Below are 25,950 nucleotides of genomic sequence, written 5' to 3' on the forward strand. Positions count from 1 at the left end.
TTTGGACGGTATCGTTCCTATTGAAACCGGATCGGATAGAAAAATGCGTTTTACCGCCGGAGCCAATTTTCCCTGTAACATCTGAAGCTTTTTGGCATTGTGAATTTCGCAAACACGCTAAGCCGTATTCATTGCAAACCGCTTGCGCATGCATTGTTTCGCGCGAACGCAGGCCACTTTGCCTATGATGATACCCTCGGTTTTCTGTGTGAGCGAGGCGGTTGTAGGCAAAACCAAGTGGCTCACCCAGACTTGAGCGGAGCTTCAAAGGGCCCACCGTCCAATGGCCCAGAAAAGCGGCAGGCTGTAACGAAAATTTACAGCCACGCACCCTGATTTGTAAATTTTGTCACAAAACGATCTTCCGCGAGTGGTGCGTCGTGGATTATAAAAGTTTCGTCCGCCATGGTTTGCGCGAGCCTTTGTGCGGGAGGATGCGCAAATGCTTAAACCATGGGAGGAATACATGAGTTTTTCGAAAGTCTCGCGTCGCGGGGTCATGAAGACCGGCGCCGCAACGGGTGTTGCTTTGGCAGCACCGACCCTGTTTACCGGAGCAGTTTGGGCCGACGGCCATACCGGTTTCACCAACGCACCAGGCGACAGCTCGGTTACTCTGGGCTTTAACGTGCCCCAGACCGGTGCCTACGCTGACGAGGGTGCGGACGAACTGCGCGCTTATCAGCTGGCCGTTCAGCACCTGAACGGTGAAGGCGATGGTGGCATGCTGAACACCTTCTCCGAGCGCAACCTCGACGGCACCGGCATTCTTGGCCGCCGCGTCGAATTTGTGACCGGTGACACGCAAACCAACTCCGACGCCGCACGTGCATCTGCGCGTTCGATGATCGAGCGTGATGGCGCGATCATGATCACTGGTGGTTCGTCCTCTGGTGTGGCTGTGGCCGTTCAGGGCCTGTGTCAGGATGCTGGCGTGATCTTCATGGCGGGTTTGACCCACGCCAACGACACGACCGGTAAGGACCGCCGTGCCAACGGTTTCCGTCACTTCTTCAACACGGAGATGACCGGCTCGGCGCTCGCGCCGATCCTCGAAGGCCTCTACGGCTCGGACCGTCGCGCCTACCACCTGACCGCCGACTATAACTGGGGTTGGAGCCAGGAGCGGTCGATCCGCACCTACACCGAAAACCTTGGCTGGGAGACGGTGAACTCGGTCCTCACGCCCGTGGGCGCGGGCGACTTCTCGTCCTACCTCACACCGGTCGCGAACTCGGGCGCCGACGTGCTGATCCTGAACCACTACGGTGGCGACATGGTCAACTCGCTGACGCAGGCTGTGCAGTTTGGTCTGCGCGACATGCAGGCCAACGGCAAGGACTTCGCTGTTGTGGTTCCGCTCTTCTCGCGTCTGATGGCGCAGGGTGCCGGCTCCGCGATTGCGAACATCCACGGTTCGACCAACTGGCACTGGTCCCTGCCCGACGAAGGCAGCCAGGCCTTCACGCGCTCGTTCGGCACCGCGTACGGCTTCCCGCCGTCGCAGGCCGCCCATACCTGCTACGTGCAGACGCTGCTTTATGCAGACGCGGTCACGCGGGCCGGTTCGTTCAACCCCTGTGCGGTTGTCGAAGCGCTCGAAGGGTTCGAGTTCGACGGTCTGGGCAACGGCCCGACCCTTTACCGTGCCGAAGACCACCAGTGCTTCAAAGACGTGCTGGTTGTGCGTGGTAAAGAGAACCCGGACAACGAGTATGACCTTCTCGAAATCGTGGAAGTTACGGCCCGTGACCAGGTCACCTATGCCGTCGACCACCCCGACTTCGTCGAGGGCCAGCTCGGCTCCTGTAACCCGGGCGCGTAAGCCCAGGGCTATCAAACCATTCGATCCGGGCGCCATGCTGCGCCCGGATCTACTCTGACACTGCGCGCCTTGTGTGCAGCGCAGCTTTTTGGGGATCCAGGGACAATGGAATCGATCATCCTTCAGTTGCTGAACGGATTGGACAAGGGGTCGGCCTATGCGCTGATCGCACTTGGCCTGACGCTCATCTTCGGCACGCTTGGTGTTGTGAACTTCGCCCACGGCGCACTTTTCATGATGGGCGCGTTCATTGCGGTTACGCTGAACATGCTGTTTGGCATTTCGTTCGAGGTTGAGGATCCGACGCGGACCGACTTCCTTGGCAATGTTATGATGGTCGACACGCCCTACGTCGTTTACTGGTTCGGAGAAGGTGTCGGCAATTGGTTGATTGACTGGTCCGTCCCAATCTCGGTCGTGGTTGCCATCCCAGTCATGGCGCTGATCGGGATCGCGATGGAACGGGGCCTGATCCGGTTCTTCTACAAGCGTCCCCATGCTGACCAGATCCTTGTGACATTCGGCCTAGCCATCGTCCTGCAGGAAATCATCAAGGCCTTCTACGGCGCCAACCCGATCCCGACCCCAGCACCTGAGGCGTTTGTGGGTTCGTTCGATGTGGGTCAGCTTCTTGGCTTCGACCCGTTCGCCGTCATGTATCCCTATTGGCGCCTCGTCTACTTCTTCTTTGCTGCGCTGATCATCGGCCTTGTCTTTGCCTTCCTGCAATTCACCACCTTCGGGATGGTAGTGCGCGCCGGGATGGCAGACCGGGAAACGGTCGGCCTACTGGGCATCGACATCGACAAGCGCTTCGTCACCATGTTCGCGATAGCCGCCATTGTGGCAGGGCTCGCAGGTGTGATGTACACGCCGATCCTGTCACCCAACTACCATATCGGGATGGACTTCCTTGTCCTGAGCTTCGTGGTGGTGGTCGTCGGCGGCATGGGGTCCCTGCCCGGCGCGGTCGCCGCGGGCTTCCTCTTGGGCATCCTGCAAAGCTTTGCCTCCATGTCGTGGATCATCGAGCTGATCCCGGGCATCAACCAGGTGGTTATCTACCTTGTCGCAATCGTCATTCTGCTGACCCGTCCGCGTGGCCTGATGGGCCGCAAGGGCGTGATGGAGGAATAAGAACATGCTGGGTCTGAACGCAAAAGACGCACGCCTCTACATCATTGTGCTGGTGATGCTGATCTTCGCCCCCTTCTTCCTCAACCCCTTCCCTGAAACCTCGGGGCTTGCGCAATTCAATGCAGGCTACCCCGACATGATGCAGCGGCTGGTGATCTTCGGCCTGTTTGCGGTGGGCTTCAACATCCTCTTCGGTCTGACGGGGTATCTGTCCTTCGGTCACGCCGCTTTCCTGGGTGTGGGCTCCTACGCTGGGGTCTGGATGTTCAAGCTTTTGACGATGAACGTCCTTCCCGCCTTGATCGTATCCACCATTGCGGCGGGCCTGTTCTCTCTGCTGATCGGCTACATCTCGTTGCGGCGCTCGGGCATCTATTTCTCGATCCTGACACTGGCTTTTGCGCAGATGTGCTACAGCCTTGCCTATTCGGTTCTGACCCCCATCACCGGCGGCGAAACCGGGCTGCAGCTGGCCCTCGATGATCCGCGCATCATCGGCACCCAGCAAACGGCCGAGGGCAATATCCCTGTGCCGCATCTGTTTGGCCTGCCCATGAACAGCAACACAACGTTGGACCTGGGCGCGTGGTCGTTCACCTTCTCGGTCGGATACTACTTCGCCGCCGTTATCTTCGCACTTGCCTTCTACTTCACGATCCGCCTGTTCCGGTCGCCCTTTGGCCTGATGCTGCGCGCGGTGAAATCGAACCAAAGCCGGATGAGCTACACTGGCCTCAACGCCCGGCCCTACACGCTGGCAGCCTTCGTGATTTCCGGCATGTTCGCGGGCCTTGCAGGCGGCCTGATGGTTTCTATGGACCCGCTGGCGGGTGCCGAGCGGATGCTGTGGACAGCCTCTGGCGAGGTCGTTCTGATGACCATTCTGGGCGGTGTTGGCACGTTGATCGGCCCGATCCTGGGCGCAGGTGTGATCACCTATCTTGAAGCGATCGTGTCCACCATCAACTCGACCATCCTGCATGAATGGTTCAGTGGTCTGCCGGACGGTCTGGAGAACTTCATGGTCAACATCCTCTACCCCTTCGTGGGCAAAGGCTGGCACCTGACCCTTGGCCTGGTGTTCATGACGGTCGTGATCTTCCTGCCGGGTGGAATCGTCGAAGGCGGACGCAGGATTTACGGCTTGTTCAGCCGCAAACGCCGCCAATCCGACGCAACGCCCCCAAATGCAGCCGCCCAACCGGGCCCCGGTGAGTAAGGAGAGGACGGATGGGAATTCTTGAAGTCCAGAACATCAATAAGCGCTTTGGCGGCCTTCAAGCCTTGGGCAATGTGAACCTCGAGGTCCAGGAAGGCAGCTGCCACGCGATCATCGGACCAAACGGGGCAGGCAAATCGACCTTGCTGAACGTGCTGGTCGGCAAGCTGATCCCGGATACAGGGTCGGTCACGTTCGAGGAAAAGAACGTCCTTGGCCGCAAGCCGCACGAGATCAACCAGATGGGTATCAGCCGTGTGTTCCAAACGCCCGAGATTTTCGGTGATCTGACGGTGATGGAGAACATGCTGATTCCTTGCCTCGCCCGGCGTGACGGATCGTACAGCCTGAAGGCATTCATCAGCATCCCTTCGGAAAAGGCACTCAACACCGAGGCCGAAGAAATGCTGGACGAGGTCAACATGCTCGAAAAGCGGGACATGCAGGCAAGTTCTCTCTCGCGCGGCGACAAGCGGCGTCTGGAAATGGCCATGTGTCTTGTTCAGCAACCGCGCCTTCTGCTGCTGGACGAGCCGACCGCTGGTATGGCGCGCGCCGACACCAACAACACGATCGAGCTCCTCAAAGAGATCAAGGACAAGCGCAACATCACCATGGCGATCATCGAGCATGACATGCACGTGGTCTTCTCGCTTGCCGACCGGATCACGGTGCTCGCACAAGGCACACCGTTGGTGGAGGACACGCCCGAAAACATCAAAGGCCATCCCAAGGTGCGCGAAGCCTATCTTGGCGAAGCGCAGGTCTGAGGAAGGGACAAGGACATGAACGAGAAGCCGAAGTTCGACAAGTCGACGAACTATTCCTCACACGCCCCCGCCTTTCTTTCGGTCTGGGAAATCGACGCCTATTACGACGAAAGCTACATCGTCCAGCACGTCTCCTTTAACGTGCACGAGGGCGAAATCCTTGCCCTTCTGGGCCGGAACGGGGCTGGCAAGACATCGACTTTGCGCACCATTGCGCGGGTTGATGACCCAGAGCTGCGCCATGGCGAGATCTGGCTGGATCACCAGCCGTTGCACAACATGAAGAGCCATCAGGCGGCTGGTGCAGGCATCGGGTTGGTGCCTGAGGATCGGCGCATCATTCCCGGTCTGACGGTTGAGGAAAACCTCAAGCTTGCCCAAATCGCCCCGCCCATCGGCTGGTCGTTTGAGCGGCTGTATGAGTTGTTCCCGCGTCTCGGCGAACGTCGCAAGCAAGAGGGCGTAACGCTGTCGGGCGGAGAACAGCAGATGCTGGCCATCGCACGCGCCTTGGCGCGGGATGTGAAGGTCCTGCTGCTTGATGAACCTTATGAGGGCCTTGCCCCCGTGATCGTTCAGGAAATCGCCAAGACGCTCGATGTGATCCGCGAACAGGGTATCACCACGGTGATTGTCGAACAGAACGCCGTCGCGGCCCTGAACCTGGCTGATCGTGCGGTTATCCTCGACACCGGTAGCGTGGTCTTTGATGGATCGGCCAAAGAAGTGCTCGACAACAAGGAATTGCGTGAAGAGTACCTCGCGATCTGAGGCATCTCGCCGTTAGAAGTCACACGGCCCGTGGCACGTTCCGCGGGCCGATTTCTGTTGAAGTCCCGCTTACAACCTGCGCGTATTTCGGCGAAATACCGTAAGCCTGACTTTCACATGACCATACGCCTTCTCAAGACACTGGTGGCCGTCGCTGATACAAAGACCTTCAGCGCTGCGGCCGAAGCCGTGCACGTCACCCATGCTGCCGTCAGCCAGCAGATGCGCACGCTTGAGGATGATCTTGGCCTTGCCTTGTTTGACCGCTCAAAACGCACCCCGACCCTGACGCCTGCGGGCCTACAGGTGGTCGAACGGGCCCGCCGTTTGATTGCCGACTATGACGGGTTGGTCGATGCCGTTCTTTCGGATGACGGACTGAATGGCACCTTCAAACTGGGTGCTTTGCGGACCACATTGACGGGATTGACACCACAGGCCATGGCCATTCTCAAAGCCCGTTTCCCCGAAGTTGGTCTGCACATCCGAACCGGGCTGACCAGCGCGCTTCTCGCTGATCTGCAGCGCGGCGATCTGGATGCGGCCATCACTTCAAAACCGCACCTTCTGCCAACCGGTCTCACCTTCCATGAGCTTGCCCATGAACCGTTGGAACTGATCGCCTCCCCCGATGAACACCATGACGATCCTCTCCTCCTGCTTGCGAGCCGGCCCTATATCCGGTTCAACCGCAACGCTGTCGTCGGCACGCTGATTGACAATTGGATCATTGAGCAGGGCGTGGAGGTTCGGGAGACGATGGAACTCGACAGTCCGGAGGCGATCACCAGCATGGTGCACGCAAATCTGGGCGTCTCGATCCTGCCAAGACTTGCTGTGTCACCTGCCGAGGCGGCACCAGTCAAACGCATTCGGCTTGGGGCCGACGCGCCCGAGCGGATCGTCGGGTTGGCGCACGCCGTGTCAGCCCTGAAATCCAAAGCCATCCACGAGGTTCTGAGCGCCCTGAGGCATGTCATCGGAAATGCCAATGACGCCTGAGACCATCCTTTTCCTAGTTGCAGGCGCTTGCGCTGGCGGATTTATCAACGGACTGTCGGGAACCGGAACGGCATTGTTTGCATTGGGCTTTTACCTTGTGGTTCTGGATCCGGTTACCGCTGTGGCTATTGTGGCGTTGATGTCGGTTATCGCGGGCATCCAAGGGCTGTGGGTTGTGCGCCATGCCATTCTTGACCATCCCAAACGGCTGTTGCGCTTTGCCTTGCCCGGTTTGATTGGCGTGCCCGTTGGCGTCTGGTTGCTGAGTGGGTTGGACACAAGCGTTTTGCGGCTGGGAGTAGCGGCGTTCCTGATCCTTTACGGCGGCTACTTCGCCTTTCGCAAAGCCTTGCCCGCGTTCTCGCGCCCGACCCCGGTGATCGACAGCATAGTCGGCGGGTTGGGTGGGGTTCTTGGTGGTGCAGCGGGCATGTCGGGCGCCCTGCCGTCGATGTGGATGTCATTGCGTCCATGGACAAAGTTCGAAACCCGCGCCGTTCTGCAGCCGTTCAACATGGTTATGCTTGTCACAACGGTGGCGCTGCTGTTCTTTCGCGGTGCCTATGACGGCGCGTTGCCGGCCCTGGCGATCACGATCCCAAGCGGCTTGCTTGCCGCCCAGATCGGCATCTTTGTCTTCAAACGGCTCAGCGATACGGGCTTTCGACGCGTTCTGATCTTGCTTTGCCTTGCCATGGGGATCGGCGTCTTGCTGAGCGAGATCGTCTAGATCACTTCGTCCGTTCGGTCGTCGCTTTCGCCGTACCGCTTGAGAACGGCGGGTTTGGTGCCCTCATAGACCCGCGCAACATTCTCGGCGATCTTGGCATTCTCACGCTCAAACAGGCAGTTTCCGTTCAGATCAGAGGCCACAATGAACGGCCCCATGCGGTTGCATTTGATTACCCACATGGCCTGCGCAAGGCCCAATTCCTCGTTCCAATGCACGGCTTCGACGTTCTCCACCCCACGCCCCAGCAACGCGCCCGTGCCGTAGCCAACCGTGCTGAGATAAACGGCCCCGTTCGGCACGAAGTATTCCTTGTAGTCTTTCGACGACATCCCACCCTTGCCCACGATCAGCTTGGCGCCCGTCTTTGCCATCCATTCCGGCAACCACTTTGCGAACCGAAAGCTTGCGGTGGCTGTGACTGCGCCCATATCGAAGGAACCGTCGGGGTTGATGCGCGCGGCGGGTGAGCAATGGAAGTTCGCGGCCGATTGCGACGGCAATTCCATGGGAATATTCGCCTGCTCTTCCAGCGCGCGCATGTAGACGCCTTCGCGCGCGGTGTACATCAGGCCAGACAAGTACACGACATCGCCGAGGCGCAGTTGAGCGATGTCTTCATCCGTCGGGGTTGTGGACAGTGTGATTTCCCGAGGTCCGGTCATTCCGCAGCCTCCCGCTGGGGTTCCCATTCCACCGTTTCACGGCGTTGATAGTCGGTGAACCAATCCGGGTCAGTGCGATGCTCAACCCGTCCATCCACGTGGATGCGCGCAACCGCCCGGCGCGACGACAGGCAAAAGGCGTGCACGGACATCGGCATGCCCCCGGTATGGCAGTAACCAACTTCAATGTTGCAGTCTATCACCATGTTTTTGCCCACAAATCCCATTGCGCCCATGCCAATTGAATTGCCAAGCTCCTTGAACTCATCTTCCATCTCAGCGATGCGCGGGTCGCTGTTGCGACTGCCCACCGTGCGCAGGATCGAGGCGCGTTTGCCAAGCACCATGCAGGTGTCCTTTGAGCCGCCCAGACCAATCCCGATGATCGCGGGCTGACAGGCCAATCCCCGCTTCCCGAAGGCCATCAAGCTGTCGAGGTAGAAGCGCTTGATCCCCTGAATGCCGTCCGACGGAAACAGCATGCGGTAGTCGGTGCCGAAAAGTCCGCCCTTGTGGACGGTGATCAGGTCAATCCATTCGCCCTCGGGCTCAAAGCCATATTCGATCTCGGGTGCGCCAATCCCGACATTGTTGTTGTGATCCGTTCGCCACAACGGATGCACCCGGTTTGGGCGCAGCGGGACACCGTTCGTGGCGCTGGCCGTTGCACGGCGTAATGCAGCCTCTAGGGCCACCATGCCGCCTTCTACCCGCGCTTCATTCCCCATCTTCACGAACCAACGCGGCACGCCGGTATCGCCGCACATGGCGCGGCGGTCTTCCTTGGCGGCCTCGTAGTTGTCGAGCATCGCTTTCAGGACGAACGATGACAGATCCCCATCCTCCGTCTCCGCCGCGCGTTTCAACCCGTCGAGGTAGTCCTGCGGGATCTCAATGGCCGCCTTGTCCATGAGAGTTTCGGCCGACTTCTGGATCAGTTGGATAGGTATCATTGTGCGGCTACCAGGGTTTCGGGTTCGCCATCGGGCAGGATCGTCTCGCCCGGGCGAACGATAGTGAATTGGACGGGCTCTCGGCTCACATCAACAGTGTCCCCTGTCATCCGAGCCACTGTGAAATCGCTGTTCTCCAGCCCGCCATCCTCGGGGAAATCTTCGCGGAAATGCGCCCCGCGGGAGTTCTCGCGGGCAATGCCGGCTTTGGTGATGACCTCAGAGACATCGCACAAGGACCGCAGGTTCAGCCAATCGTGCCAGGTCAGGTTGAATGCGAGATTATTGTCATCCACGCCGACCTCCATGAGCGCGCCCGAGACCTTTGCGATCCCGTCGAGGCCGCGTTTCATACCCGCCTCGGTGCGCATCACGCCGACCTCTTCCCACATGACTTCTTGCAGTTCTTTGCGCAGCGGCAGGATCAGATCGGGTGTCTTTGAAAGCGGGTAGACCGCGCGTGCGACTTCGGCTTGCAGCACCTCTTCGTCCGGTTCCCGCAAGGCCATTCCAACGACATCACGCCCCATCGTATCGCCCGCAATCCCACCATAGACTGTTGAATTCGCGACACCATTTCCGCCCAAGCGGTTGGACCCATGGGCGCCGCCCGCATCCTCCCCAGCGACGTAGAGACCCTCCATCTCGGTCCGTGTATCCACATCCACAACCACACCGCCCATGAAGTAGTGGGCAGTTGGCACAACTTCGACCTTGCCGCCCGCCAGATCGAACCCGCTATCGGCGCAACGCTTGACCATGCCCTTGAACTTCTGCGCGACCCAATCCGGCCCGAGATGCGACATCGAGATGAACACACCCTCCTGCTCTGGATTGTTGTTCTTGCGCATCTCTGCATAGATCCCGCGGCTGACGACATCGCGGGTGGCGCGTTCGCCCTTGCCGTCATAGTCGAACATGAACCGCTGACCGGCATGGTTGATCAGTTGCCCACCAGCCCCGCGCAGCCCCTCTTCCAGCACTGTGCCGGTCATCCGCGTATGATCGCCTGCCAGAAGGCCCGTGGGGTGGAACTGCACCATCTCCATATCGCGCAACTTGAGGCCCGCGCGCAGAGCCATGGCGATGCCATCCATCGTCTTGTCGCCCGATGGGGTGTGATATTTGTACATTGTCGGGCCGCCGCCCGTCGCCATCAACACCGTCTTGGCGCGCACAAACCGGAAACCGCCGGTGCGCATATCAATCATAAGAACACCGGCCAAGGCCGAGCCGTCCTTTGTCGGGATAAGCCCAATCGCACGGTGTTCCTGCAGCTTCTCAACACCGCTGGCGAGGACCTTCTCCATCAGCCGGTTGATGATCTCGATACCCGTCAGGTCGCCTTTATGCACCGTCCGGTCTGCGGTCTGGCCCGCGAAGGCCTTTTGGTGGAGCGTGCCGTCGGGGTTGCGATCAAAGAAGCAGCCGACTTCGTTTTCCAGCTCCCGGATGCGCACGACGGCCTGTTCGCACAGCCGCCAGGCCATGTCCTGATTGGGCAGCCATTTGCCGCCATTGATCGTGTCCATGAAATGTCGCTCGACGGTGTCGCCGCCTCCAAGGGCCACGTTGTATCCGCCCTGTACCATCCGCGTGCAACCACATTTGCCGATCAAGCCCTTGACCGCGATGGTAATTTTCGTCCCCTCAGGCGCGGTTTGTTGCGCGTGGAGCGCGGCAAACAGACCCGCCCCCGGTGCCAAGGATCAGGATATCCGTGTCGTGCCGTTCGATCGCAACCATCTCACACCGCCTGTAGGAAGAACGCGCCCGCAATCAGGAACGACAGCGCCGCTGCCCCCGCCGCAAGGGATTTCTGCGCGGGGCGCCATGGCAGCCATTCCAACGCCAAAAGACGCAGTCCCCCGAACATGTGCACGGCCAGCAGGAAAACGAGACCGAACTCGGCAACCTTAACCGCCGTCGCCTCAGTCATTGCCAAGAAACCGTCCAAACGCCCCGGTTCGGACACGGCCATGGCGAGTACCCAAAAGTGCAGAGGCAAGAATGCGGCCAAAGCAACGCCGGACAGGCGGTGCACGATATAGGCAATCCAAAGCGGATGTGCGCGCGCCGGGGCTTTCATCCGCCTACTCCCGCAAAGGTAACAGCCCAGACAGCCCGTGCGCCGAGTGCAAAGAAGGCAAGGCCCATGCCCCACATCAACACATCCAAAGCCCGGCCTGAAACCTTGCCCCATTCATGGGCAATCACGCGCAACCCGATGGCGCCATGGATCGAGACTGCAACCACGAACAGTCCGTAGAACAAGAACCACAGGATCGACCCCTGCGTGCGCCCAAGGATCTCAGCCGCACTGAGGCCGCCTTGGATAGCGTAGATCATCACAGCGATATGTCCCAGCACGAACGGCCCCATCAAAAGCGCCGTGATCCGTTGCGCCATATAGAGCTTGAGCCCAAGCATCAGCGCCCTCTCCTGAAGAAATTCTTTGCCGTTTCCCGCTTCAGTCCCGCGATAGCTGACATGGGATCGAGATCGTTTGGGCAATAGGCCGTGCAAGAGCCCATTGAGTGGCAATTGTGGCATCCGCCAGACCCGCTGACCGCATCCAGAATGTCTTGCCGTGCATCGTCCTTTGCATCGTTTAGCAAGGTCCAGGCCCGTTGCAGCGCCGCTGGCCCAAGATAATCCGCATTGCCCGTAACCGTGTCGCAAGCGGCATAGCAGACAGAACAATTGATGCATTCAATGCCGGCATTCGCCTCGACCCGGCCCACGCTTACTGCATCGACGCGGGCGATCGGGTCATCTCGGGTGAGCGCGCCATGGTGCACCCCCTCCGCGGCAATCCATTTGTCAAAGAACGGGTCCATGTCGACGGCCAAATCCTTGATAACCGGCAGGTTTCTTAGCGGGGCAATATGAATATCCGCGCCATCGGTCACCTTTGAGACGTGGGTTCGGCACGTCCAGCGCGGCACATCGTTGACCATCATGGCACAACTTCCGCACATACCGACCCTGCAGGCGAAGCGATAACTCAGCGTCGGATCAGCGTGCTGCTGCACCCAGGAGACGACATCCAGAACGGTCTGATTGTCATATGCAGGAACTTCAAAGCGTTCTGCCCCGCCGTCCCGGTCAATTGTCACGTTCAGAACGCCCGTTGGCATCTTTGCTCCGCATGTTTGCTTGGCTTAACGTGGCTCTACACTGAAAGTCCGCCTTAATGAATGCGAATTATTGTGACAGATAACGTAAGTGATACTAACAAAAATCGCCTCCAGGCTGCGTTGGACGCGCGATTTGAGGGTGCCCCACAGACCCCGCCCAACCCAGCACTGGAGTCCATGGCGCAGCGCGGCTCTTGCCGTGACTTCACAAGCGCATCCGTTGACCCCGCCTTGCTGAGAACCCTGTGCGCTGTTGCTCTGGCCGCGCCCACAAAAAGCGATCTGCAGCAGCGCGACATCATCTTACTTGAGGATCCCAAACAGCGCGCATCTTTGGCGGCCCTTGTCGGTGGGCAAGGACTGGGTCGCGAACGCTCCGATGCTTGCGGTTTTCTGTGGCAACAATCGACGCCAACGCATGCTGCATGATCAGGCTGATATTCCCTTTGCCAACGACCATTTCGATGCCGTGTTCAATGCGGCCTGCGACGCAGCAATTGCGCTTGGGGCCTTCACAACTGCCGCAGATGCCATCGGCCTGGGCACTTGCCCGATCAGCGCGGTACGGAATGAGGCACGTGCCGTTGCCGATCTGCTGGACCTGACTGATCATGTCTTCCCGTTTGCCGGGCTGGCCATTGGTTGGCCGACAAACGCGCCACGCATCGCTAAGCGTCTGCCGTTATCCGTAACCGTGCACACCGATCGCTACAGTGAAACAGCGCTTTCCGATGCCATAGCGCGTTACGATGCCGACCGCGCTTTGACGCAGCCGTATCGGACACAACGATTTGTCGAGACGTTTGGCACAGCCGATCTCTACACTTGGTCCGAGGACAAGATGCGCCAATACAGCCAACCCGAGCGCGCAGATTTCGGGGCCTACATTCGATCCATCGGCTTCAAGCTCGACTAGTTCGCGAAATCGGTGATCACGGCCGTTCCAGGCGAGGTTGGCCCCTTCATGGCGTGCAATTCCGCACTTGCGCCGGAAAGCGGCACTTCGCGCGCCAGCATGGGCGAGATATCCACGGCACCCCGCTCGATCATGTCAAGCAGGCTCGGGTACTTCCACGACGGCATGCCGCGCGTTCCGAAGAAGGAAAGCTGCTTGGCATAGATCGCCCGCATGTTGACCTCCATCATGCCACTTCCCGCTGGCATGCCCACTTGCACGTGCCGACCTAAGATACGCAGACATTCCAGTGACGCATTGGTTGTCGGACCAATCCCAAGCGCTTCAATGGAGACATGCGCGCCACCTCCAGTGATGTCGCGGATTGCGTCGGCTGCATTCCCGGCTGAAGCGTTGACGACCGCTTCCGCGCCATGGGCTTTCGCATGTTCCAGTTTTTCATCGACAACATCGACCGCAACGACGCGCGCACCCAATGCTTGAGCGAGCAGAAGCGTAGCCAAGCCGATCCCACCGGTTCCATGGACCGCCACCCATTCTCCGGCCCGCACTTGTGCGCGGTCCGTCAATGCATGCCAGGCTGTTGTCACACGACATCCCAACCCAGCCGCCAAGGCCGGTGAGATGCTATCCGGCAAGCTGACAAGGTTATGATCATACGGGACACCCACGAATTGCGCATAGGCACCAGGTGTGCCGAAGCCCGGCGTGATCTGGTTGGCGCAGGTGTTTGACACGCCCGTCGCACAGGCCGGGCACGCACCGCAGGCGAGAATGAAGGGCGCGATCAGGCGGTCCCCAACCTGATGCTGCGCCTGTGGCCCGGCTTCCACAACTGTTCCGCAATACTCGTGCCCAAGGATGGAACCGGGATTGACCTTGGGATGCTCTCCGACCCAGCCGTGAAAATCCGAGCGGCACACGCCGCAGGCCGCGACTTCCAAAACAACGCCGTTGTCCGGGCAGGCCGGGTCCGCGACCGTCTCAATCGACAAATCTTCACTGAAATCGCGAATTACCGCTGCACGCATTGGACGCTCCCTTCTGGTCTTCTCTTTTTGCCGCTCAGGTCTTGGCTGAGCTTTCCGTGTTTCTGAGGGGTATTTCTGCTTCCCACAATCGCCCGGGCGCACCCGGCCGCGGCGCCACACCGGCATGCCGCATCATATCCCACGCCAGAACAAGGTTGCTCGACAAAACCGGCAGACCTGTTGCCGCCTCAACATCTTCAATGACGTCCAGGGTCCGAAGGTTGGTGCAGGACAGGAAGATCGCATCGCATTCGGCTTCTTCTGCAACTGCGATGGCCCCTGATCGCACCGCGTCCGGCGCGATGCGCACCACCTGAGCCTCCTGCCCTTCTTCGAAACTTCCGAACGCAGAAATGTGCAGTCCCCGGCTATTCATTTCTGCGATCAATCGCTCGGACACTGCCGCAACATAGGGGCTGACAATTGCCAGCCTTCGCACAGACAAGGCCGCACAGGCCGCCCCAAGCGCCGAGATCGGCTGTGTGACTGCGCGGGTACGACACCCAGCATGCACAAGTTCGGCAATTCTTTCCTCCCCAATCTGTGCTGTGCCGGACGTGCAGCCGTAGCCCAGGGCAGTGAATTGCGCAGCACGCGGAAGGAGGGAGACGGCGTTTGCGAGTTCAGGCTCCATCGCGGCCAGCGTCTTTGGCGTAACTTCCTCCGCCGACGGAATGCGGGTGACGAGCAGTTCGACGCTGTCAGGAAGCAACTGACGCAAATCCCTCTCGATGGTTTCATCAGATTGCAGCGCGACGAGGCCGAGTTGCGGCGGCATACGATCAACCAAGGTGTAGGGAAGCGCGCTCATATCACCCTCATGTCGCGGCCGTCGCGCTGGCTTAGGCATACCGTTTCGCCTTCGCGGATTACTATATCCTCCTCATGTACAAGGATTTTCCCGTGACCGACGGACAGGCTCGGCTCAAGGGTCAGAACCATTCCGGGCTGCAACACCGTCTGGTCCGCAGGCAGGATTGAAGGCCCTTCTGTCAACTGCATCCCAAGCCCGTGACCCAAACGACTTGCATGTGACACGGACCCATCAGTTCGCAGGATATTGTCCATCGCATGGAAGATGTCACAGAACCGGGCGCCCGGCCTCGCTGCCTCCAACCCGGCATCGACAGCGTCTATCAAGCGCGCATGCCCTGCCTTTACCGCATCAGAGGGCTGGCCCACGCTGAAATTCCGATCGAAATCGCTGAAATACCCGTCACGGATGACACCAGTGTCCAACATCAACACATCGCCGCGTCGCAAAGGGGCATCATTGGCGGGCGAGATCACATCGCCGTATCCGCCCTGCCCGGCCGCCCCCGCCAGATACGGCACCCAATCTGCCCCTTCCTCAAGACACAGCATCTGAAAGCGGCGGAACACATCGCTTAAGGCAATACCTTCGCCCGCAACCTCGCCCGCGCGCGCAAAGGCCCGATCTGCAACGGCTATGGCAGCCGTGATCTTTGCGATCTCGGCCTCCGATTTCACCCTACGCAATCGCCAGGTGATTTCGTCGTCCGGTACAATCCGGCGCGAACCAAGCTCTGCTTCCAATGACGCGATCGCGTTCCGCGGAAGACGAACATGGCTTTCGAGATGGGCGGCCAGACCGATCCGCCCCTGCGCGGGCACAACGTCGCGCAGCGTCTCACTCAGCAGGCCGATCCCGTCATCCTGATAATCTGGCGCGGCCCATGTTCGAATGTCGGTCAACCAGGTTTGCCCCATCAGATGTGCGCCTATGGATGGGATCACCGCAATCGGCATGCCAGAGGCTGGCAAAACCAAAAACCACGGGCGCGTCGGGCTTTCCCAAAAGCGTGTCAGAAAGCCCGAGTAGTATCGCACCTCGACCTCTGTGGTCAGAAGCAAGGCGTCCAGACCCGCTTGCGCCATCAAAGCCTGGGCTCTGGCGCAGCGGGATTGAAACTCGTTGTCCGGAAAACCTCGTGAAGGTGTCATTCCGGACCCTCACTGAGGATAACCAGAACTCGCGACGTCGGGCCAAGGTCCAGATCTGCAGCCAAAAGGCCAGCCAAACCGGCCGCCCCGGACGGCGTTGAAGGCAGCCCAATGTTCTTGGCTTTATCGGCCCCGGCCTGACCCTCTGCCTCACTTATCGTCATGAAATCATTCGCGTCACGGGCAAGTCCGTTGAGCGCGATCATCGACGGCTCCTTGCAATCGAGCCGTCCCATGGTAGAGGGCGGGCCAACCGACACCACAGGGCGTCCCGCCTGCATAGACGCTTGCAAGGCAGGCGCAGCCTCAGGTTCGACGACAATGATCCGCGGGGCATCCCCCAAACCTTCCGCGCATAAGCCGCTGCGGCACAGGCCAGCCCGCCGACACCGGCTTGCAGAAAGATATGCGTTGGTGGCCTGGGGATTTGTGCCGCGGCCTCTCGCATCAAAACAAGATAGCCCTCCATCAAACGATGCGGTCGGTCCAGATATCCCGGCCACGAGGAGTCAGAGAGCAAAACCGCGCCATCTGCCTCAGCTTCGCGTGCGGCTGCCTCCATACTGACTTCATAGATCGCGCCGCGCCATCGCACTTCCGCCCCCATGGCTTCCAGACGTTGCGCGAATGCGGGTGGGACAGTTTTCGCAAGAAAAATAACAGCATGGGCGCCAAACGCCTTGGCACCGGCGGCAACAGAAAGGCCATGATTGCCTGCACTGGCTGTATAATAGGCTGTTCCTGCCGCGCGCCCTTCTTGGGCGTCACACGCAATCACGTAGGCAGCTCCCAAGGCCTTGAAGCTGCCCAGGTCCATCCGTCCGCGTTCATCCTTCGCGTGGATAGCTGCAACACCAATCTCCCTCGCGAGATCGGTCAAGGGCACCAAGGGTGTCTGGCGCGCAACTGGGCATCTTTCCAGCAAACGTGCCGGCCGCTCGGCCATGGTGGACGGAAAGGGGATGTCTGTCAGGCTCGCCAAGACAGCAACGCGGAGGGCCGGTGAGTTGTGAACGACATGCATGGCCCACGCTTACTACCCGGCTGCGACGCCTGTCCCGTTAAAAACCGACGTCACAAAAGAAAAGGACGCCCGATTGAGCGTCCTTTTCAGGGCATTTGTGTTCGCCAAGTTACTCGTCTTCAAGCGAGGCTGCGCGCAGGCGGTCGAAGATGTCCGCGCCGTAAGCGGGCTGGCCGTTGACCAGCGTCGCGCCGTTCACGCCGCGCAGGTCGGAGGCGACGTCTTGCGTGCCGTTGAGCACATCAAAGGTGGTGCCGAGGCTGCCGGCGGGTGTCACACGCTGGCCAACACCGTTCACGTTGGTGCGCTCCAGCGCGCTGTCTTCAGACAGGTTGAAGTGCTGGATCGCGGCGACGGAGGCTGCGGATTGGGCGAAGGCCGGGGCGGCAACGGTGGCGGCGACGGCGGCGATAAGAGCGATCTTTTTCATTGTACTGGTCCTACTCAGTTTTGTGTGTGTGGGCCTGATTTGGGAGGGGGCCCGGGGTTGGTTTGGTTTCGGTGGAGAGCCTCTGTGGCCGTCCGATGAGATGAATATGAGGGGGAGTGGTCTCGCATTCCATACACGGAATCGCGAGAAATAGCGGATATAGGTGCGTATGTGCACAGACATGCTCAGGCCCTGCACGAACCCCACGCCCGCGTGATCGACGGTCGCGGGGGCGTGAGAAACGGGCATGGGGTTTGAAATATTTGATTTCTCACATGTCCCAGCGCGGTTTGTACCAGACTGCACGTTTGCAATCCAAAACCCGCGACAACGTGCTTCATTATTGAGCGGTTGGGAAAACCGGGGCTGGTGAGAGCTGCTTCGACTTTCACCGTTTGAGATTCGGCCGCTAACTGGAAATGCGAACAGACGTGTGGTCGTCTCCTCCCTTCGCTAGACCACGCTACTTCGCGCACCTTGGTGCTGGCGGCCTACTCCTTCGTCTCTCTTCCACTTCGAGGTTGGCCGTCAGCGCACTTCTTCTTCCTGAATTCATATTGCTTTCGGTGGCTCCGCCACATTTTCGACATATTGATGTACCGGGAAATGACAGATTTGCGGCGGAGGGTTTTGGGATAAACAAAAAAAATGGAGCAGACCCATGCCAACGCAAAAACCCGCGCCTACACCGGCTAAGGGACAGGCCCCGGCAAAAGAGCGCCCAGTGCCAATCCGCTTCTCAGATTGGGCCAGCATCTGATACATCCTGAGGTCACGGAGGCCTCAGATGACCAAAGCCATCACGGATAGCGACTTAACGTCGATCCGCAATATAGGGCCCGCTATGGCGGAGATCCTCGAAGCTGCGGGCATTAGAGACGTAAGTACGTTGCGGGATCTTGGTGCCCACGAAGCGTATCGCCGCGTTTTGCGCGCTGGCGTCAGAGCGCACTTCATCACCTACTACGTGTTGGAGATGTCCCTGCAAGGGCGCCCTTGGAATGATTGCAAAGGTCCCGAAAAGGATGCTTTGCGCACGAAATTCGATATTCTCACGAATGAAGAAGTCGGTTCCGGCATCGACTCGGAGCTTGAGCATGTGTTGAACCGAATTGGCACGGGCAGAACTCGTTAAGTCTTAGTCCTAACCAACCGCTCCATTTGATTTCTAAAATATTTCAAACCCCATGCCCGTTTCTCACGCCCCCGCGACTGGCGTTCACGCGGGCGTGGGGTTCGTGCAGGGCCTGAGCATGTCTGTGCACATACGCACCTATATCCGCTATTTCTCGCGATTCCGTGTATGGAATGCGAGGCCACTCCCCCTCATATTCATCCCATCGGACGGCCACAGAGGCTCTCCACCGAAACCAAACCAACCCCGGGCCCCCTCCCAAATCAGGCCCACACACACAAAACTGAGTAGGACCAGTACAATGAAAAAGATCGCTCTTATCGCCGCCGTCGCCGCCACCGTTGCCGCCCCGGCCTTCGCCCAATCCGCAGCCTCCGTCGCCGCGATCCAGCACTTCAACCTGTCTGAAGACAGCGCGCTGGAGCGCACCAACGTGAACAGCGTCGGCCAGTCGGTTTCGCCAAATGGCGCGCTTGGCACCACCTTTCAGCGTCCTCAACGGCACGCAAGACGTCGCCTCCGACCTGCGCGGCGTGAACGGCGCGACGCTGGTCAACGGCCAGCCCGCTTACGGCGCGGACATCTTCGACCGCCTGCGCGCAGCCTCGCTTGAAGACGAGTAAGACTTCTCCGGTTTCTCTCCCCCGGACGCGCCCCTCACTGGAAACGGTGGGGGGCGTTTTCATACGAAAAAGGGCGCCCGGTGGGGCGCCCTTTTGTGGTCTGGGATGGAACGGGGTTAGCCGACCAGCTCAAGTCCGGAGAAGAAAAAGGCAATTTCCTCTGCAGCCGTTTCCGGCGCATCAGACCCATGCACCGAATTCTCGCCGATCGACAGTGCAAATTCCTTGCGGATCGTGCCTTCGGCCGCTTCAGCGGGGTTCGTTGCCCCCATCACTTCGCGGTTTTTTGCAATCGCGTCTTCGCCTTCGAGAACCTGAACAACAATTGGCTCGGAAATCATGAACTCGCAAAGCTCGTCAAAGAAAGGGCGTTCTTTGTGCACACCGTAAAAGGTCTGCGCCTGCGCCAGCGTGAGCTGGATGCGCTTGGAGGCAACGATGCGAAGGCCTGCCTCTTCGAACTTGGCGGCGATCTGGCCGGTCAAGTTCCGTTTGGTGGCGTCGGGTTTGATAATCGAAAAGGTGCGCTGGATGGCCATGGGAGATGCTCCGTTCGGGCGTTTGGATTTGCGCGCGGGCTAACATGCCCATCCGGTCTTGAAAAGGCCCCTACTCCTCTCGGATCAATGGCTGCTGCAACCCCACGGTCGGTCGGTTCTCTGGGTAGTAAAATCCCGTGCCATCCACATGTTTTCCGCCCATGAAGAGCATGTTGGGGGTGTCTTCGCGGACATACAGAAAATCGTGGTCCACGACGATATCCGAGCCCTCGACAAAATTCAGCAACGCACAGGGCTGGCCGAGGATGTCGCGAACGGCGTTCAGCTCGAATGGTCCCGCGCCACACGCGCCCTCTGGCAACTCGTTCATTTGCTCAACCATTGGCGGCGCAAGGAGGGTCAGTTCCAACTGCCGGTTCAGCACATAATCCTGGCTCCATGCGCCTTCGGCTGCCGGGTTTGGACCGTGCCAGACAATCTCACCTGCAAAATCATAGGCCACGGCCGGGATCTCACAGGCCGCGTCCGCATAGACCGTGATATTTGCAGCGAACCCACCATCGGCGTCGTATGTGAAGTCACGGGTCAGGTAGGTTGGGGTCGGCGCTCCGCCCGCAGGATCTGGGCTCGGGCGTATTTCGCACGTGATTGATGTCCAAGTCCCAACGATCCGCTCTTGCAATCCTTCCAGCAAGGGGTCGGCGGCAGCGGGTAGCCCGGAAAGACTTACCGCAGCGGTGATCAATAGCCGTTTCATCTTGGCGCTCCATCCATGGATTTTCGATGGTCAAAGGGTGGTGTCAAAGATATGCTACCGACAACTACGCAATATTTTTTGAGGTAGTCATGAAATCGGGACTAATAGTGCCAAATCAGGGCGAGCCGGCCTGCCCGGTGACACAGTGTCTGTCCATGATCGGTGGAAAATGGAAGCCTGTGATCCTGTTCATGGTGATGAACGATGTGAATCGATTCGGCGCAATGCAACGCGCGGCGCCGGGCTGCACCAAGCAAATGCTGACAAAACAACTGCGCGAGATGGAAGCTGACGGCCTGCTGCATCGGGAGATCTTCGCCGAAATCCCGCCACGTGTGGAATACTCACTCACCGCGAAGGGCCAATCCCTCTTGCCTGTAGTGGACGCCATGAAGACCTGGGGCGAAGCACAGGGTGTATCCACCTAGCTTTTGTCCAACACCCTGGCAGCTACCGCAAAGGCCAGCGCGCCCAATGCAGCGAGCCCCATGACCGCCAGCAATGTGGCTGGCGTCGTCTCCGCCCCAACAACGGCTGTTGCGATTGCCGTCAACCCCGCGCCGAGCGCCAGGATCACTGCCCCGCTTAGCCCGGACGCACTTCCTGCAAGCTCTGGCTGAACGGACAGGGCCCCCGCCGCCGCGCTGGGGATCGATAGCCCGTTGCCAAATCCAACGCATAGTGTCGCACACAAAAGCGGCCACAAGGCTGCGCCATCCAGTGTGAAGTAGACCCAGGCTGCACCAATACCCAGAACAGGCAGTGCGCGACCGAACAGGATCAATCGCATTTCGCCCAAACGCTCCACCATCCGGGCGCTCACCCCGGCCCCAACAAGGAACCCGGCGGTTGTGGAGCCGAGCACCACGCCTGTTTGGGACGATCCCAGGCCAAAGGCGTCGACCATCACAAACGGAGCACCCGTCAGAAAGATGTAGAAGACCCCTACCCCCAGCGCCTGAACGCCAACATAGGACCAGAACAACGGCGAGATGAGCAATTCCGAGATACCCAGTGTAGCAATCCCGCCTGATACCTTGGTTTCCCCCAAATCATGCCAGCACCAAATCAGCAGTGCGGCCCCTAAGATGGCGTAAGCCATGAAGATGGAGGTCCACCCAAAGGCAGCCTCCATCACACCTCCGATCATCGGAGCCAGCATCGGCGCGACGGCCATCGCAGAGGCGATCAGCGAGAGTTTGGCGGCAGCTCGGCGCCCCTCGTACAAATCTCGCACAACGGCCGAAGACAAGATTCCGCCACCCACCGCAACGGCCTGCGCGGTACGCGCGATCAGGAAGATGGTGATGTCTGTCGCCAACAGGCAAAGAACCGACGCCACCACATAGATCCCCAACATGGAAAGGATCACCGGGCGCCGCCCGATGCGATCGGACAACGGGCCGAGGATCAGCTGCAAAACGGCCGCTGCCGCCATGTAAAGCGAGATTGCCAGCCCGATCTGCTGCTCTGATACGCCGAAGGCGTCCTGCATCGCGGGCAATGCGGGCAGAAACATATTCAGCGTTAGGACGGTCAGCGCCGTGAGCAGAACAAGCGTGACAAGATGGGGCGCGGCGCGGGACATGTTCTCCGCCTACCAGCGCGCCGCGCAACCTACCAGCCAAGACCGATTGACGCGGCCCTGCGCATTCGTCATGTCCCCGTCATGCTGCGCATTGATGACATAAACTATTCCGTAGCCGGGCGACCGTTGCTGGAGGGCGCGTCTGCCACCATCCCAACGGGGCACAAGGTCGGCATTGTCGGTCGAAACGGAACCGGCAAGACCACGCTGTTCCGCCTGATGCGCGGTGAGCTGACATTGGACTCTGGCACCATCACCCTGCCCTCTGGCGCCAAGATCGGCGGGGTCGCTCAGGAGGTGCCTTCTTCTAAGACCTCATTGATCGACACCGTGCTGGAGGCCGACACCGAACGCGCGGCCCTTCTGGCCGAAGATCCGACCGACCCCGCAAGAATCGCGGATGTACAGGAACGGCTTAGCGCCATCGATGCCTGGGGGCGGAAGCCCGCGCGGCCTCCATCCTCAAAGGTCTGGGCTTCACCCATGCCGAGCAGCAAATGCCCTGTTCGGCTTTTTCCGGCGGCTGGCGCATGCGCGTGGCGCTGGCCGGCGTGCTCTTTGCCCAACCCGATTTGTTGCTGCTGGACGAGCCAACGAACTATCTCGACCTTGAAGGCGCCCTTTGGCTCGAGGCGTATCTGGCGAAATACCCCCACACGGTGCTGGTGATCTCCCACGACCGTGGCCTGCTGAACCGAGCGGTGGGCCATATCCTGCACCTCAACGACCGCCAACTGACGCTTTATACCGGTGGCTATGACACCTTCGCCAAGACCCGAGCCGAACGCCGCGCCGTTCAGGCGGCGGCGGCCAAAGCAAGAGGCGCAGCGCGCCCATCTGCAAAGCTTCGTGGACCGGTTCAAAGCCAAGGCGTCGAAAGCAAAACAAGCGCAATCGCGCGTCAAAATGCTTGAACGGATGGAGACGATACGCGCGCCCGAGGACGCCGCGCGCACCGTCTTCACCTTCCCAACGCCAGAAGAGTTGAGCCCGCCGATCGTCAACATGGACGGAACCGCCGTGGGCTATACCGACACACCGGTCCTCAAGCGCTTGAACCTGCGCCTGGATCAGGACGATCGCATCGCCCTTTTGGGGCGCAACGGCGAAGGAAAATCGACACTTTCCAAGCTTTTGGCGGGCAAACTTAAAGCGATGGATGGGCGCATCACGTCATCGTCCAAACTCCGCATCGGCTACTTCGCGCAACACCAAGTAGATGAGTTGCATCTGGATGAGACGCCACTTGACCATGTCCGCCGCGAACGCCCCGAGGAAGCGCCGCCAAAGCTTCGCGCGCGCTTGGCCTCTTTGGCCTGGGGGCCGATCAGGCCGAAACGCTGGTGGCCAAACTCTCCGGCGGTCAAAAGGCCCGCCTGTCGCTCTTGCTGGCCACGCTCGACGCGCCGCATCTGCTTATCCTCGACGAGCCGACAAACCACCTCGATATCGAAAGCCGTGAAGCCTTGGTCGAGGCGCTTACTGCCTATTCAGGCGCCGTCGTGCTCGTCTCGCACGACATGCACCTGCTCAGTCTCGTGGCCGATCGCCTGTGGCTGGTCAAAGATGGCCATGTCGCCCCGTATGAGCATGACCTTGAGACATACCGCGCCTCGCTGCTGAACACGGCACCGCCCAAGGAAAAGCCGGCCAAACCAAAGAAAAAGGTCAGCCAAGCCGATATCAAAGACCTGAAATCCGAGGTCAAACGCGCCGAGGCGCGCGTCGCCAAAATCGAAGAAATGCGCGACAAGCTGGCCACCAAACTTGCTGACCCTGCGCTCTACGAAGAAGAAAACGCAGACAGCCTGCAGGTTTGGCAGGCAAAATATGCAGAAGTCATGGAAGGCCTCGACCGGGCTGAGGCGCTTTGGGTGAAGGCCGAAGAAAAGCTTGAAAAGGCCGCGTCCCCCTGACGTCCCGCTTCCTTGTTTCAAAAATACCTCGGGGGATAGCGTTTTTCCCGAACGGGGAAAGACGCGCCAGGGGCAGAGCCGCCACTATGAAGAAAAGAACGCGCGGCAAAGCCGCACCGTTGGATAACAGCCGAGACGCGCAATGGACCTCAGCCTCTACATTTCCGCCTTCGTCACCCTGTTCGTAGTGATCGACCCGATCGGCCTGACGCCGCTATTCGTGGCGATGACCCAAGGCATGAGTGCGCGAGACCGGCGCATCATCGCGTTCCGGTCTGTCGCCGTGGCCTTCGGCATCCTTCTTTTGTTCGGATTGGCCGGTGAAGCGGTGCTGAATTTCCTGGGCATTTCTATGCCCGCGTTTCGTATGGCGGGCGGCATCTTGCTGTTTTTGACCGCGCTCGACATGCTGTTTGAGCGCCGCACGCAGCGTCGCCAGGGGCAGGCCGACAGCGCGCAAGCCGAGGACGCCCATGACGACCCATCGGTCTTCCCCCTCGCCATCCCGCTGATCGGTGGCCCCGGTGCGATCGCTTCCATGATACTGCTCACCGGGCAAGAGGTTGGCGCCCTCCACATCGTTGCCGTTCACGGTGTCATGGTCCTGGTTCTGTTGATCGTGCTTGCCCTGTTTTTGCTGGCGGCACCCTTAGAAAGGTTGCTGGGACCCACCGGGATCACAGTAGTGACTCGCCTCCTTGGGATGCTTCTGGCGGCGCTTTCGGTTCAATTCGTCATCGACGGCCTGAGGGACCTGCAAGTCATCTGATCCGCACCTATATCTACGCCATCGGAGGACGCGCCAATGGACATGGTCACTGGAAATATCATCTACCTCGTGGTGCTGCTGGTTGGCCTTGTCGGCTTCACACTGATCAACCGCCGCCCCAATTTCAGCCAGATGGGCAAGGCACTAGCGCTTTGGGGTGTGATTTTCATGACCATCCTCGTGGGCGTTCTGCTTTGGAACGATCTGCGCGGCCAAATTCAGCCACAGCAGGTGGTTTTGACCGATCAGGCGGTGACGGTTCCCCGCGCGGCGGACGGGCATTTTTATCTGACGCTTGAGGTCAACGGCACCCCAACACGGTTTGTGGTCGATACTGGCGCAACCGCCATTGTTCTAACCCGCGCGGACGCGGAAGCTGCCGGTGTAGATACCGGGAGCCTTGTGTTCTCGGGTCGGGCCAATACAGCGAATGGCACCGTGGAGACCGCGCCAGTGCGCCTTGATACGCTTGCCCTTGGCGGTTCTCTGGATACGGGCGTGCGCGCGGTCGTGAACAATGGCGAAATGGATGAAAGCTTGCTTGGAATGTCTTACCTGAGCCGGTTTTCCCGACTGGAGATTGCCGACGGACAGTTGCTCTTGGAACGCTAGACCTTAGCCTCCGCCGCTTTCTGCCTTCATCTCCCACCGACCGGACTCTTCTGACCAGTACTTTGCAGCCGCGCCCGCACCTGTCAGCGTTTTCCATTGCTCCCGCGCCGATTGCACCGCCGCCGTGATCATGGCCGTCGAACAAGACCATGACCCGCTCCATCTGGCCGACCTCTTCCGGCGTCGCGTCAACACCTTCAACCAAAATCAGGCAAGTGGGATCATTAGCAGCTTCGTCTTTGGTCAGAAGAACCGGCTGCGCACTATCGTGGGCGCCACCGGACCGTCCATGGGGCAGAAACCCGTCTTCCGGGCGCAGCCAAAGCTGTTCATCCAACCGATCCAACATGGCATCGGTTCTGCCCCTGACGGCCACCTGCCAACCGGCCTGGAGGGACTTCCCCAATAGGGTCAAGAGCGTCACTTCCAACGGCGCGCGGGTCAGGTGATAAAAATAAACCTCACCCATGAC

At 59.7% G+C, this 25,950-nt stretch carries 24 protein-coding genes and 5 pseudogenes; 14 read left to right on the forward strand and 15 right to left on the reverse strand.

All coding sequences use genetic code 11. The features are described 5' to 3' along the window. Positions 1 to 466: 466 nt before the first annotated feature. From ACZ1HK_RS03880 to ACZ1HK_RS03910, 7 genes are all read left to right on the forward strand, one after another. The gene (locus ACZ1HK_RS03880; RefSeq protein WP_472627880.1) at positions 467 to 1,825 is read left to right on the forward strand and encodes a substrate-binding protein; all 1,359 of its coding nucleotides are present in this window, start codon (positions 467 to 469) and stop codon (positions 1,823 to 1,825) included. Between the two features lie 105 nt (positions 1,826 to 1,930). Next, a complete protein-coding gene (locus ACZ1HK_RS03885; RefSeq protein ID WP_472627544.1) occupies positions 1,931 to 2,962 on the forward strand; it encodes a branched-chain amino acid ABC transporter permease in 1,032 nt (343 codons plus the stop codon). A gap of 4 nt (positions 2,963 to 2,966) precedes the next feature. Beyond that, positions 2,967 to 4,181 carry a branched-chain amino acid ABC transporter permease gene (locus ACZ1HK_RS03890; RefSeq protein WP_472627545.1) on the forward strand — a complete coding sequence of 405 codons (1,215 nt, stop codon included), beginning with the start codon at positions 2,967 to 2,969 and terminating at the stop codon, positions 4,179 to 4,181. Positions 4,182 to 4,192: 11 nt separating this feature from the next. Beyond that, positions 4,193 to 4,951 (forward strand): ABC transporter ATP-binding protein, encoded by a 759-nt coding sequence (locus tag ACZ1HK_RS03895; RefSeq protein ID WP_472627546.1) that lies wholly within the window; start codon positions 4,193 to 4,195, stop codon positions 4,949 to 4,951. 15 nt (positions 4,952 to 4,966) lie between these two features. Beyond that, entirely contained in the window at positions 4,967 to 5,722 is a 756-nt protein-coding gene (locus ACZ1HK_RS03900; protein ID WP_472627547.1) for an ABC transporter ATP-binding protein, read from the forward strand. A gap of 117 nt (positions 5,723 to 5,839) precedes the next feature. Continuing rightward, positions 5,840 to 6,724 carry a LysR substrate-binding domain-containing protein gene (locus ACZ1HK_RS03905; protein WP_472627548.1) on the forward strand — a complete coding sequence of 295 codons (885 nt, stop codon included), beginning with the start codon at positions 5,840 to 5,842 and terminating at the stop codon, positions 6,722 to 6,724. Further along, positions 6,714 to 7,454, forward strand: a complete 741-nt coding sequence (locus ACZ1HK_RS03910; RefSeq protein WP_472627549.1) for a sulfite exporter TauE/SafE family protein — start codon at positions 6,714 to 6,716, stop codon at positions 7,452 to 7,454. The genes ACZ1HK_RS03905 and ACZ1HK_RS03910 overlap by 11 nt, the downstream gene beginning before the upstream one ends. Here ACZ1HK_RS03910 and ACZ1HK_RS03915 read toward each other — a convergent pair. The 6 genes and pseudogenes from ACZ1HK_RS03915 to ACZ1HK_RS03940 form a co-directional block, all read right to left on the reverse strand. Next, entirely contained in the window at positions 7,451 to 8,119 is a 669-nt protein-coding gene (locus ACZ1HK_RS03915; protein ID WP_472627550.1) for a fumarate hydratase C-terminal domain-containing protein, read from the reverse strand. The genes ACZ1HK_RS03910 and ACZ1HK_RS03915 overlap by 4 nt on opposite strands. Continuing rightward, positions 8,116 to 9,072 carry a fumarate hydratase gene (locus ACZ1HK_RS03920; RefSeq protein WP_472627551.1) on the reverse strand — a complete coding sequence of 319 codons (957 nt, stop codon included), beginning with the start codon at positions 9,070 to 9,072 and terminating at the stop codon, positions 8,116 to 8,118. Before ACZ1HK_RS03920 ends, ACZ1HK_RS03915 begins: the two co-directional genes overlap by 4 nt. Then, positions 9,069 to 10,818 (reverse strand): annotated as a pseudogene (locus tag ACZ1HK_RS03925) (L-aspartate oxidase). Before ACZ1HK_RS03925 ends, ACZ1HK_RS03920 begins: the two are co-directional and overlap by 4 nt. A gap of 1 nt (position 10,819) precedes the next feature. Next, a complete protein-coding gene (locus ACZ1HK_RS03930) occupies positions 10,820 to 11,161 on the reverse strand; it encodes a succinate dehydrogenase, cytochrome b556 subunit (RefSeq protein WP_472627552.1) in 342 nt (113 codons plus the stop codon). Further along, positions 11,158 to 11,502, reverse strand: coding sequence for a succinate dehydrogenase (locus tag ACZ1HK_RS03935; protein ID WP_472627553.1), 345 nt, complete (start codon positions 11,500 to 11,502; stop codon positions 11,158 to 11,160). Before ACZ1HK_RS03935 ends, ACZ1HK_RS03930 begins: the two co-directional genes overlap by 4 nt. Continuing rightward, positions 11,502 to 12,212 carry a succinate dehydrogenase/fumarate reductase iron-sulfur subunit gene (locus tag ACZ1HK_RS03940; protein ID WP_472627554.1) on the reverse strand — a complete coding sequence of 237 codons (711 nt, stop codon included), beginning with the start codon at positions 12,210 to 12,212 and terminating at the stop codon, positions 11,502 to 11,504. The genes ACZ1HK_RS03935 and ACZ1HK_RS03940 overlap by 1 nt, the downstream gene beginning before the upstream one ends. Positions 12,213 to 12,389: 177 nt before the next feature. On the opposite strand from ACZ1HK_RS03940, the pseudogene ACZ1HK_RS03945 reads away from it, so the two are divergent. Continuing rightward, positions 12,390 to 13,128 (forward strand): annotated as a pseudogene (locus ACZ1HK_RS03945) (nitroreductase family protein). On the opposite strand, the gene ACZ1HK_RS03950 reads toward ACZ1HK_RS03945, so the two are convergent. From ACZ1HK_RS03950 to ACZ1HK_RS03970, 5 genes and pseudogenes are all read right to left on the reverse strand, one after another. Continuing rightward, positions 13,125 to 14,159, reverse strand: a complete 1,035-nt coding sequence (locus ACZ1HK_RS03950; protein ID WP_472627555.1) for a zinc-binding dehydrogenase — start codon at positions 14,157 to 14,159, stop codon at positions 13,125 to 13,127. The pseudogene ACZ1HK_RS03945 and the gene ACZ1HK_RS03950 sit on opposite strands and share 4 nt — an antisense overlap. Positions 14,160 to 14,193: 34 nt before the next feature. After that, positions 14,194 to 14,970 carry a maleate cis-trans isomerase family protein gene (locus ACZ1HK_RS03955; RefSeq protein ID WP_472627556.1) on the reverse strand — a complete coding sequence of 259 codons (777 nt, stop codon included), beginning with the start codon at positions 14,968 to 14,970 and terminating at the stop codon, positions 14,194 to 14,196. Continuing rightward, a complete protein-coding gene (locus ACZ1HK_RS03960; protein ID WP_472627557.1) occupies positions 14,967 to 16,124 on the reverse strand; it encodes a M24 family metallopeptidase in 1,158 nt (385 codons plus the stop codon). The genes ACZ1HK_RS03955 and ACZ1HK_RS03960 overlap by 4 nt, the downstream gene beginning before the upstream one ends. Then, positions 16,121 to 17,148: pseudogene (locus ACZ1HK_RS03965) on the reverse strand (pyridoxal-phosphate dependent enzyme). The gene ACZ1HK_RS03960 and the pseudogene ACZ1HK_RS03965 overlap by 4 nt, the downstream one beginning before the upstream one ends. Before the next feature lie 109 nt (positions 17,149 to 17,257). Continuing rightward, the gene (locus ACZ1HK_RS03970; protein ID WP_472627558.1) at positions 17,258 to 17,578 is read right to left on the reverse strand and encodes a hypothetical protein; all 321 of its coding nucleotides are present in this window, start codon (positions 17,576 to 17,578) and stop codon (positions 17,258 to 17,260) included. Positions 17,579 to 18,365: 787 nt separating this feature from the next. Here ACZ1HK_RS03970 and ACZ1HK_RS03975 point away from each other — a divergent pair. Both ACZ1HK_RS03975 and ACZ1HK_RS03980 read left to right on the forward strand, forming a co-directional pair. Beyond that, complete coding sequence (locus ACZ1HK_RS03975; protein WP_472627559.1) at positions 18,366 to 18,713, forward strand: TfoX/Sxy family protein; 348 nt, start codon at positions 18,366 to 18,368, stop codon at positions 18,711 to 18,713. A gap of 473 nt (positions 18,714 to 19,186) precedes the next feature. Then, positions 19,187 to 19,336, forward strand: coding sequence for a hypothetical protein (locus ACZ1HK_RS03980; protein ID WP_472627560.1), 150 nt, complete (start codon positions 19,187 to 19,189; stop codon positions 19,334 to 19,336). A gap of 116 nt (positions 19,337 to 19,452) precedes the next feature. Here the strand turns inward: ACZ1HK_RS03980 and ndk are convergent, their stop codons facing one another. Together ndk and ACZ1HK_RS03990 are read right to left on the reverse strand one after the other, a co-directional pair. After that, positions 19,453 to 19,875, reverse strand: a complete 423-nt coding sequence (ndk, locus tag ACZ1HK_RS03985) for a nucleoside-diphosphate kinase (protein ID WP_368475452.1) — start codon at positions 19,873 to 19,875, stop codon at positions 19,453 to 19,455. Positions 19,876 to 19,945: 70 nt separating this feature from the next. Further along, a complete protein-coding gene (locus tag ACZ1HK_RS03990) occupies positions 19,946 to 20,593 on the reverse strand; it encodes a hypothetical protein (protein WP_472627561.1) in 648 nt (215 codons plus the stop codon). 89 nt (positions 20,594 to 20,682) lie between these two features. Here ACZ1HK_RS03990 and ACZ1HK_RS03995 point away from each other — a divergent pair, with 89 nt between their 5' ends. Then, positions 20,683 to 21,021 carry a winged helix-turn-helix transcriptional regulator gene (locus tag ACZ1HK_RS03995; protein ID WP_472627562.1) on the forward strand — a complete coding sequence of 113 codons (339 nt, stop codon included), beginning with the start codon at positions 20,683 to 20,685 and terminating at the stop codon, positions 21,019 to 21,021. Here the strand turns inward: ACZ1HK_RS03995 and ACZ1HK_RS04000 are convergent. After that, complete coding sequence (locus ACZ1HK_RS04000; protein ID WP_472627563.1) at positions 21,018 to 22,181, reverse strand: MFS transporter; 1,164 nt, start codon at positions 22,179 to 22,181, stop codon at positions 21,018 to 21,020. The two genes, ACZ1HK_RS03995 and ACZ1HK_RS04000, sit on opposite strands and share 4 nt — an antisense overlap. An 81-nt stretch (positions 22,182 to 22,262) precedes the next feature. Here ACZ1HK_RS04000 and ACZ1HK_RS04005 point away from each other — a divergent pair. From ACZ1HK_RS04005 to ACZ1HK_RS04015, 3 genes and pseudogenes are all read left to right on the forward strand, one after another. Beyond that, positions 22,263 to 24,097, forward strand: a pseudogene (locus ACZ1HK_RS04005) (ABC-F family ATP-binding cassette domain-containing protein). 142 nt (positions 24,098 to 24,239) lie between these two features. After that, positions 24,240 to 24,866, forward strand: a complete 627-nt coding sequence (locus ACZ1HK_RS04010) for a MarC family protein (RefSeq protein ID WP_472627564.1) — start codon at positions 24,240 to 24,242, stop codon at positions 24,864 to 24,866. A gap of 36 nt (positions 24,867 to 24,902) precedes the next feature. Continuing rightward, positions 24,903 to 25,478 (forward strand): retropepsin-like aspartic protease family protein, encoded by a 576-nt coding sequence (locus tag ACZ1HK_RS04015; protein ID WP_472627565.1) that lies wholly within the window; start codon positions 24,903 to 24,905, stop codon positions 25,476 to 25,478. Between the two features lie 3 nt (positions 25,479 to 25,481). On the opposite strand, the pseudogene ACZ1HK_RS04020 reads toward ACZ1HK_RS04015, so the two are convergent. Then, positions 25,482 to 25,947 (reverse strand): annotated as a pseudogene (locus ACZ1HK_RS04020) (DNA polymerase III subunit chi). Positions 25,948 to 25,950: the final 3 nt, after the last annotated feature.

Source organism: Gymnodinialimonas sp. JB5-7 (assembly GCF_055693405.1).

Bases quoted from the DNA above. Each gene is read 5' to 3' on its own strand.
- ACZ1HK_RS03890 (WP_472627545.1), top strand. From the start codon at position 2,967: ATGCTGGGTCTGAACGCAAAAGACGCACGCCTCTACATCATTGTGCTG.
- ACZ1HK_RS03970 (WP_472627558.1), bottom strand. From the start codon at position 17,578: ATGAAAAAGATCGCTCTTATCGCCGCCGTCGCCGCCACCGTTGCCGCC.
- ACZ1HK_RS03995 (WP_472627562.1), top strand. From the start codon at position 20,683: ATGAAATCGGGACTAATAGTGCCAAATCAGGGCGAGCCGGCCTGCCCG.
- ACZ1HK_RS03955 (WP_472627556.1), bottom strand. From the start codon at position 14,970: ATGAGCGCGCTTCCCTACACCTTGGTTGATCGTATGCCGCCGCAACTC.
- ACZ1HK_RS04000 (WP_472627563.1), bottom strand. From the start codon at position 22,181: ATGTCCCGCGCCGCGCCCCATCTTGTCACGCTTGTTCTGCTCACGGCG.
- ACZ1HK_RS03990 (WP_472627561.1), bottom strand. From the start codon at position 20,593: ATGAAACGGCTATTGATCACCGCTGCGGTAAGTCTTTCCGGGCTACCC.
- ACZ1HK_RS03915 (WP_472627550.1), bottom strand. From the start codon at position 8,119: ATGACCGGACCTCGGGAAATCACACTGTCCACAACCCCGACGGATGAA.
- ACZ1HK_RS03910 (WP_472627549.1), top strand. From the start codon at position 6,714: ATGACGCCTGAGACCATCCTTTTCCTAGTTGCAGGCGCTTGCGCTGGC.
- ACZ1HK_RS03920 (WP_472627551.1), bottom strand. From the start codon at position 9,072: ATGATACCTATCCAACTGATCCAGAAGTCGGCCGAAACTCTCATGGAC.
- ACZ1HK_RS03880 (WP_472627880.1), top strand. From the start codon at position 467: ATGAGTTTTTCGAAAGTCTCGCGTCGCGGGGTCATGAAGACCGGCGCC.
- ACZ1HK_RS03905 (WP_472627548.1), top strand. From the start codon at position 5,840: ATGACCATACGCCTTCTCAAGACACTGGTGGCCGTCGCTGATACAAAG.
- ACZ1HK_RS03930 (WP_472627552.1), bottom strand. From the start codon at position 11,161: ATGAAAGCCCCGGCGCGCGCACATCCGCTTTGGATTGCCTATATCGTG.
- ACZ1HK_RS04015 (WP_472627565.1), top strand. From the start codon at position 24,903: ATGGACATGGTCACTGGAAATATCATCTACCTCGTGGTGCTGCTGGTT.
- ACZ1HK_RS03950 (WP_472627555.1), bottom strand. From the start codon at position 14,159: ATGCGTGCAGCGGTAATTCGCGATTTCAGTGAAGATTTGTCGATTGAG.
- ndk (WP_368475452.1), bottom strand. From the start codon at position 19,875: ATGGCCATCCAGCGCACCTTTTCGATTATCAAACCCGACGCCACCAAA.
- ACZ1HK_RS03940 (WP_472627554.1), bottom strand. From the start codon at position 12,212: ATGCCAACGGGCGTTCTGAACGTGACAATTGACCGGGACGGCGGGGCA.
- ACZ1HK_RS03960 (WP_472627557.1), bottom strand. From the start codon at position 16,124: ATGACACCTTCACGAGGTTTTCCGGACAACGAGTTTCAATCCCGCTGC.
- ACZ1HK_RS03935 (WP_472627553.1), bottom strand. From the start codon at position 11,502: ATGCTTGGGCTCAAGCTCTATATGGCGCAACGGATCACGGCGCTTTTG.
- ACZ1HK_RS04010 (WP_472627564.1), top strand. From the start codon at position 24,240: ATGGACCTCAGCCTCTACATTTCCGCCTTCGTCACCCTGTTCGTAGTG.
- ACZ1HK_RS03895 (WP_472627546.1), top strand. From the start codon at position 4,193: ATGGGAATTCTTGAAGTCCAGAACATCAATAAGCGCTTTGGCGGCCTT.
- ACZ1HK_RS03900 (WP_472627547.1), top strand. From the start codon at position 4,967: ATGAACGAGAAGCCGAAGTTCGACAAGTCGACGAACTATTCCTCACAC.
- ACZ1HK_RS03885 (WP_472627544.1), top strand. From the start codon at position 1,931: ATGGAATCGATCATCCTTCAGTTGCTGAACGGATTGGACAAGGGGTCG.
- ACZ1HK_RS03975 (WP_472627559.1), top strand. From the start codon at position 18,366: ATGACCAAAGCCATCACGGATAGCGACTTAACGTCGATCCGCAATATA.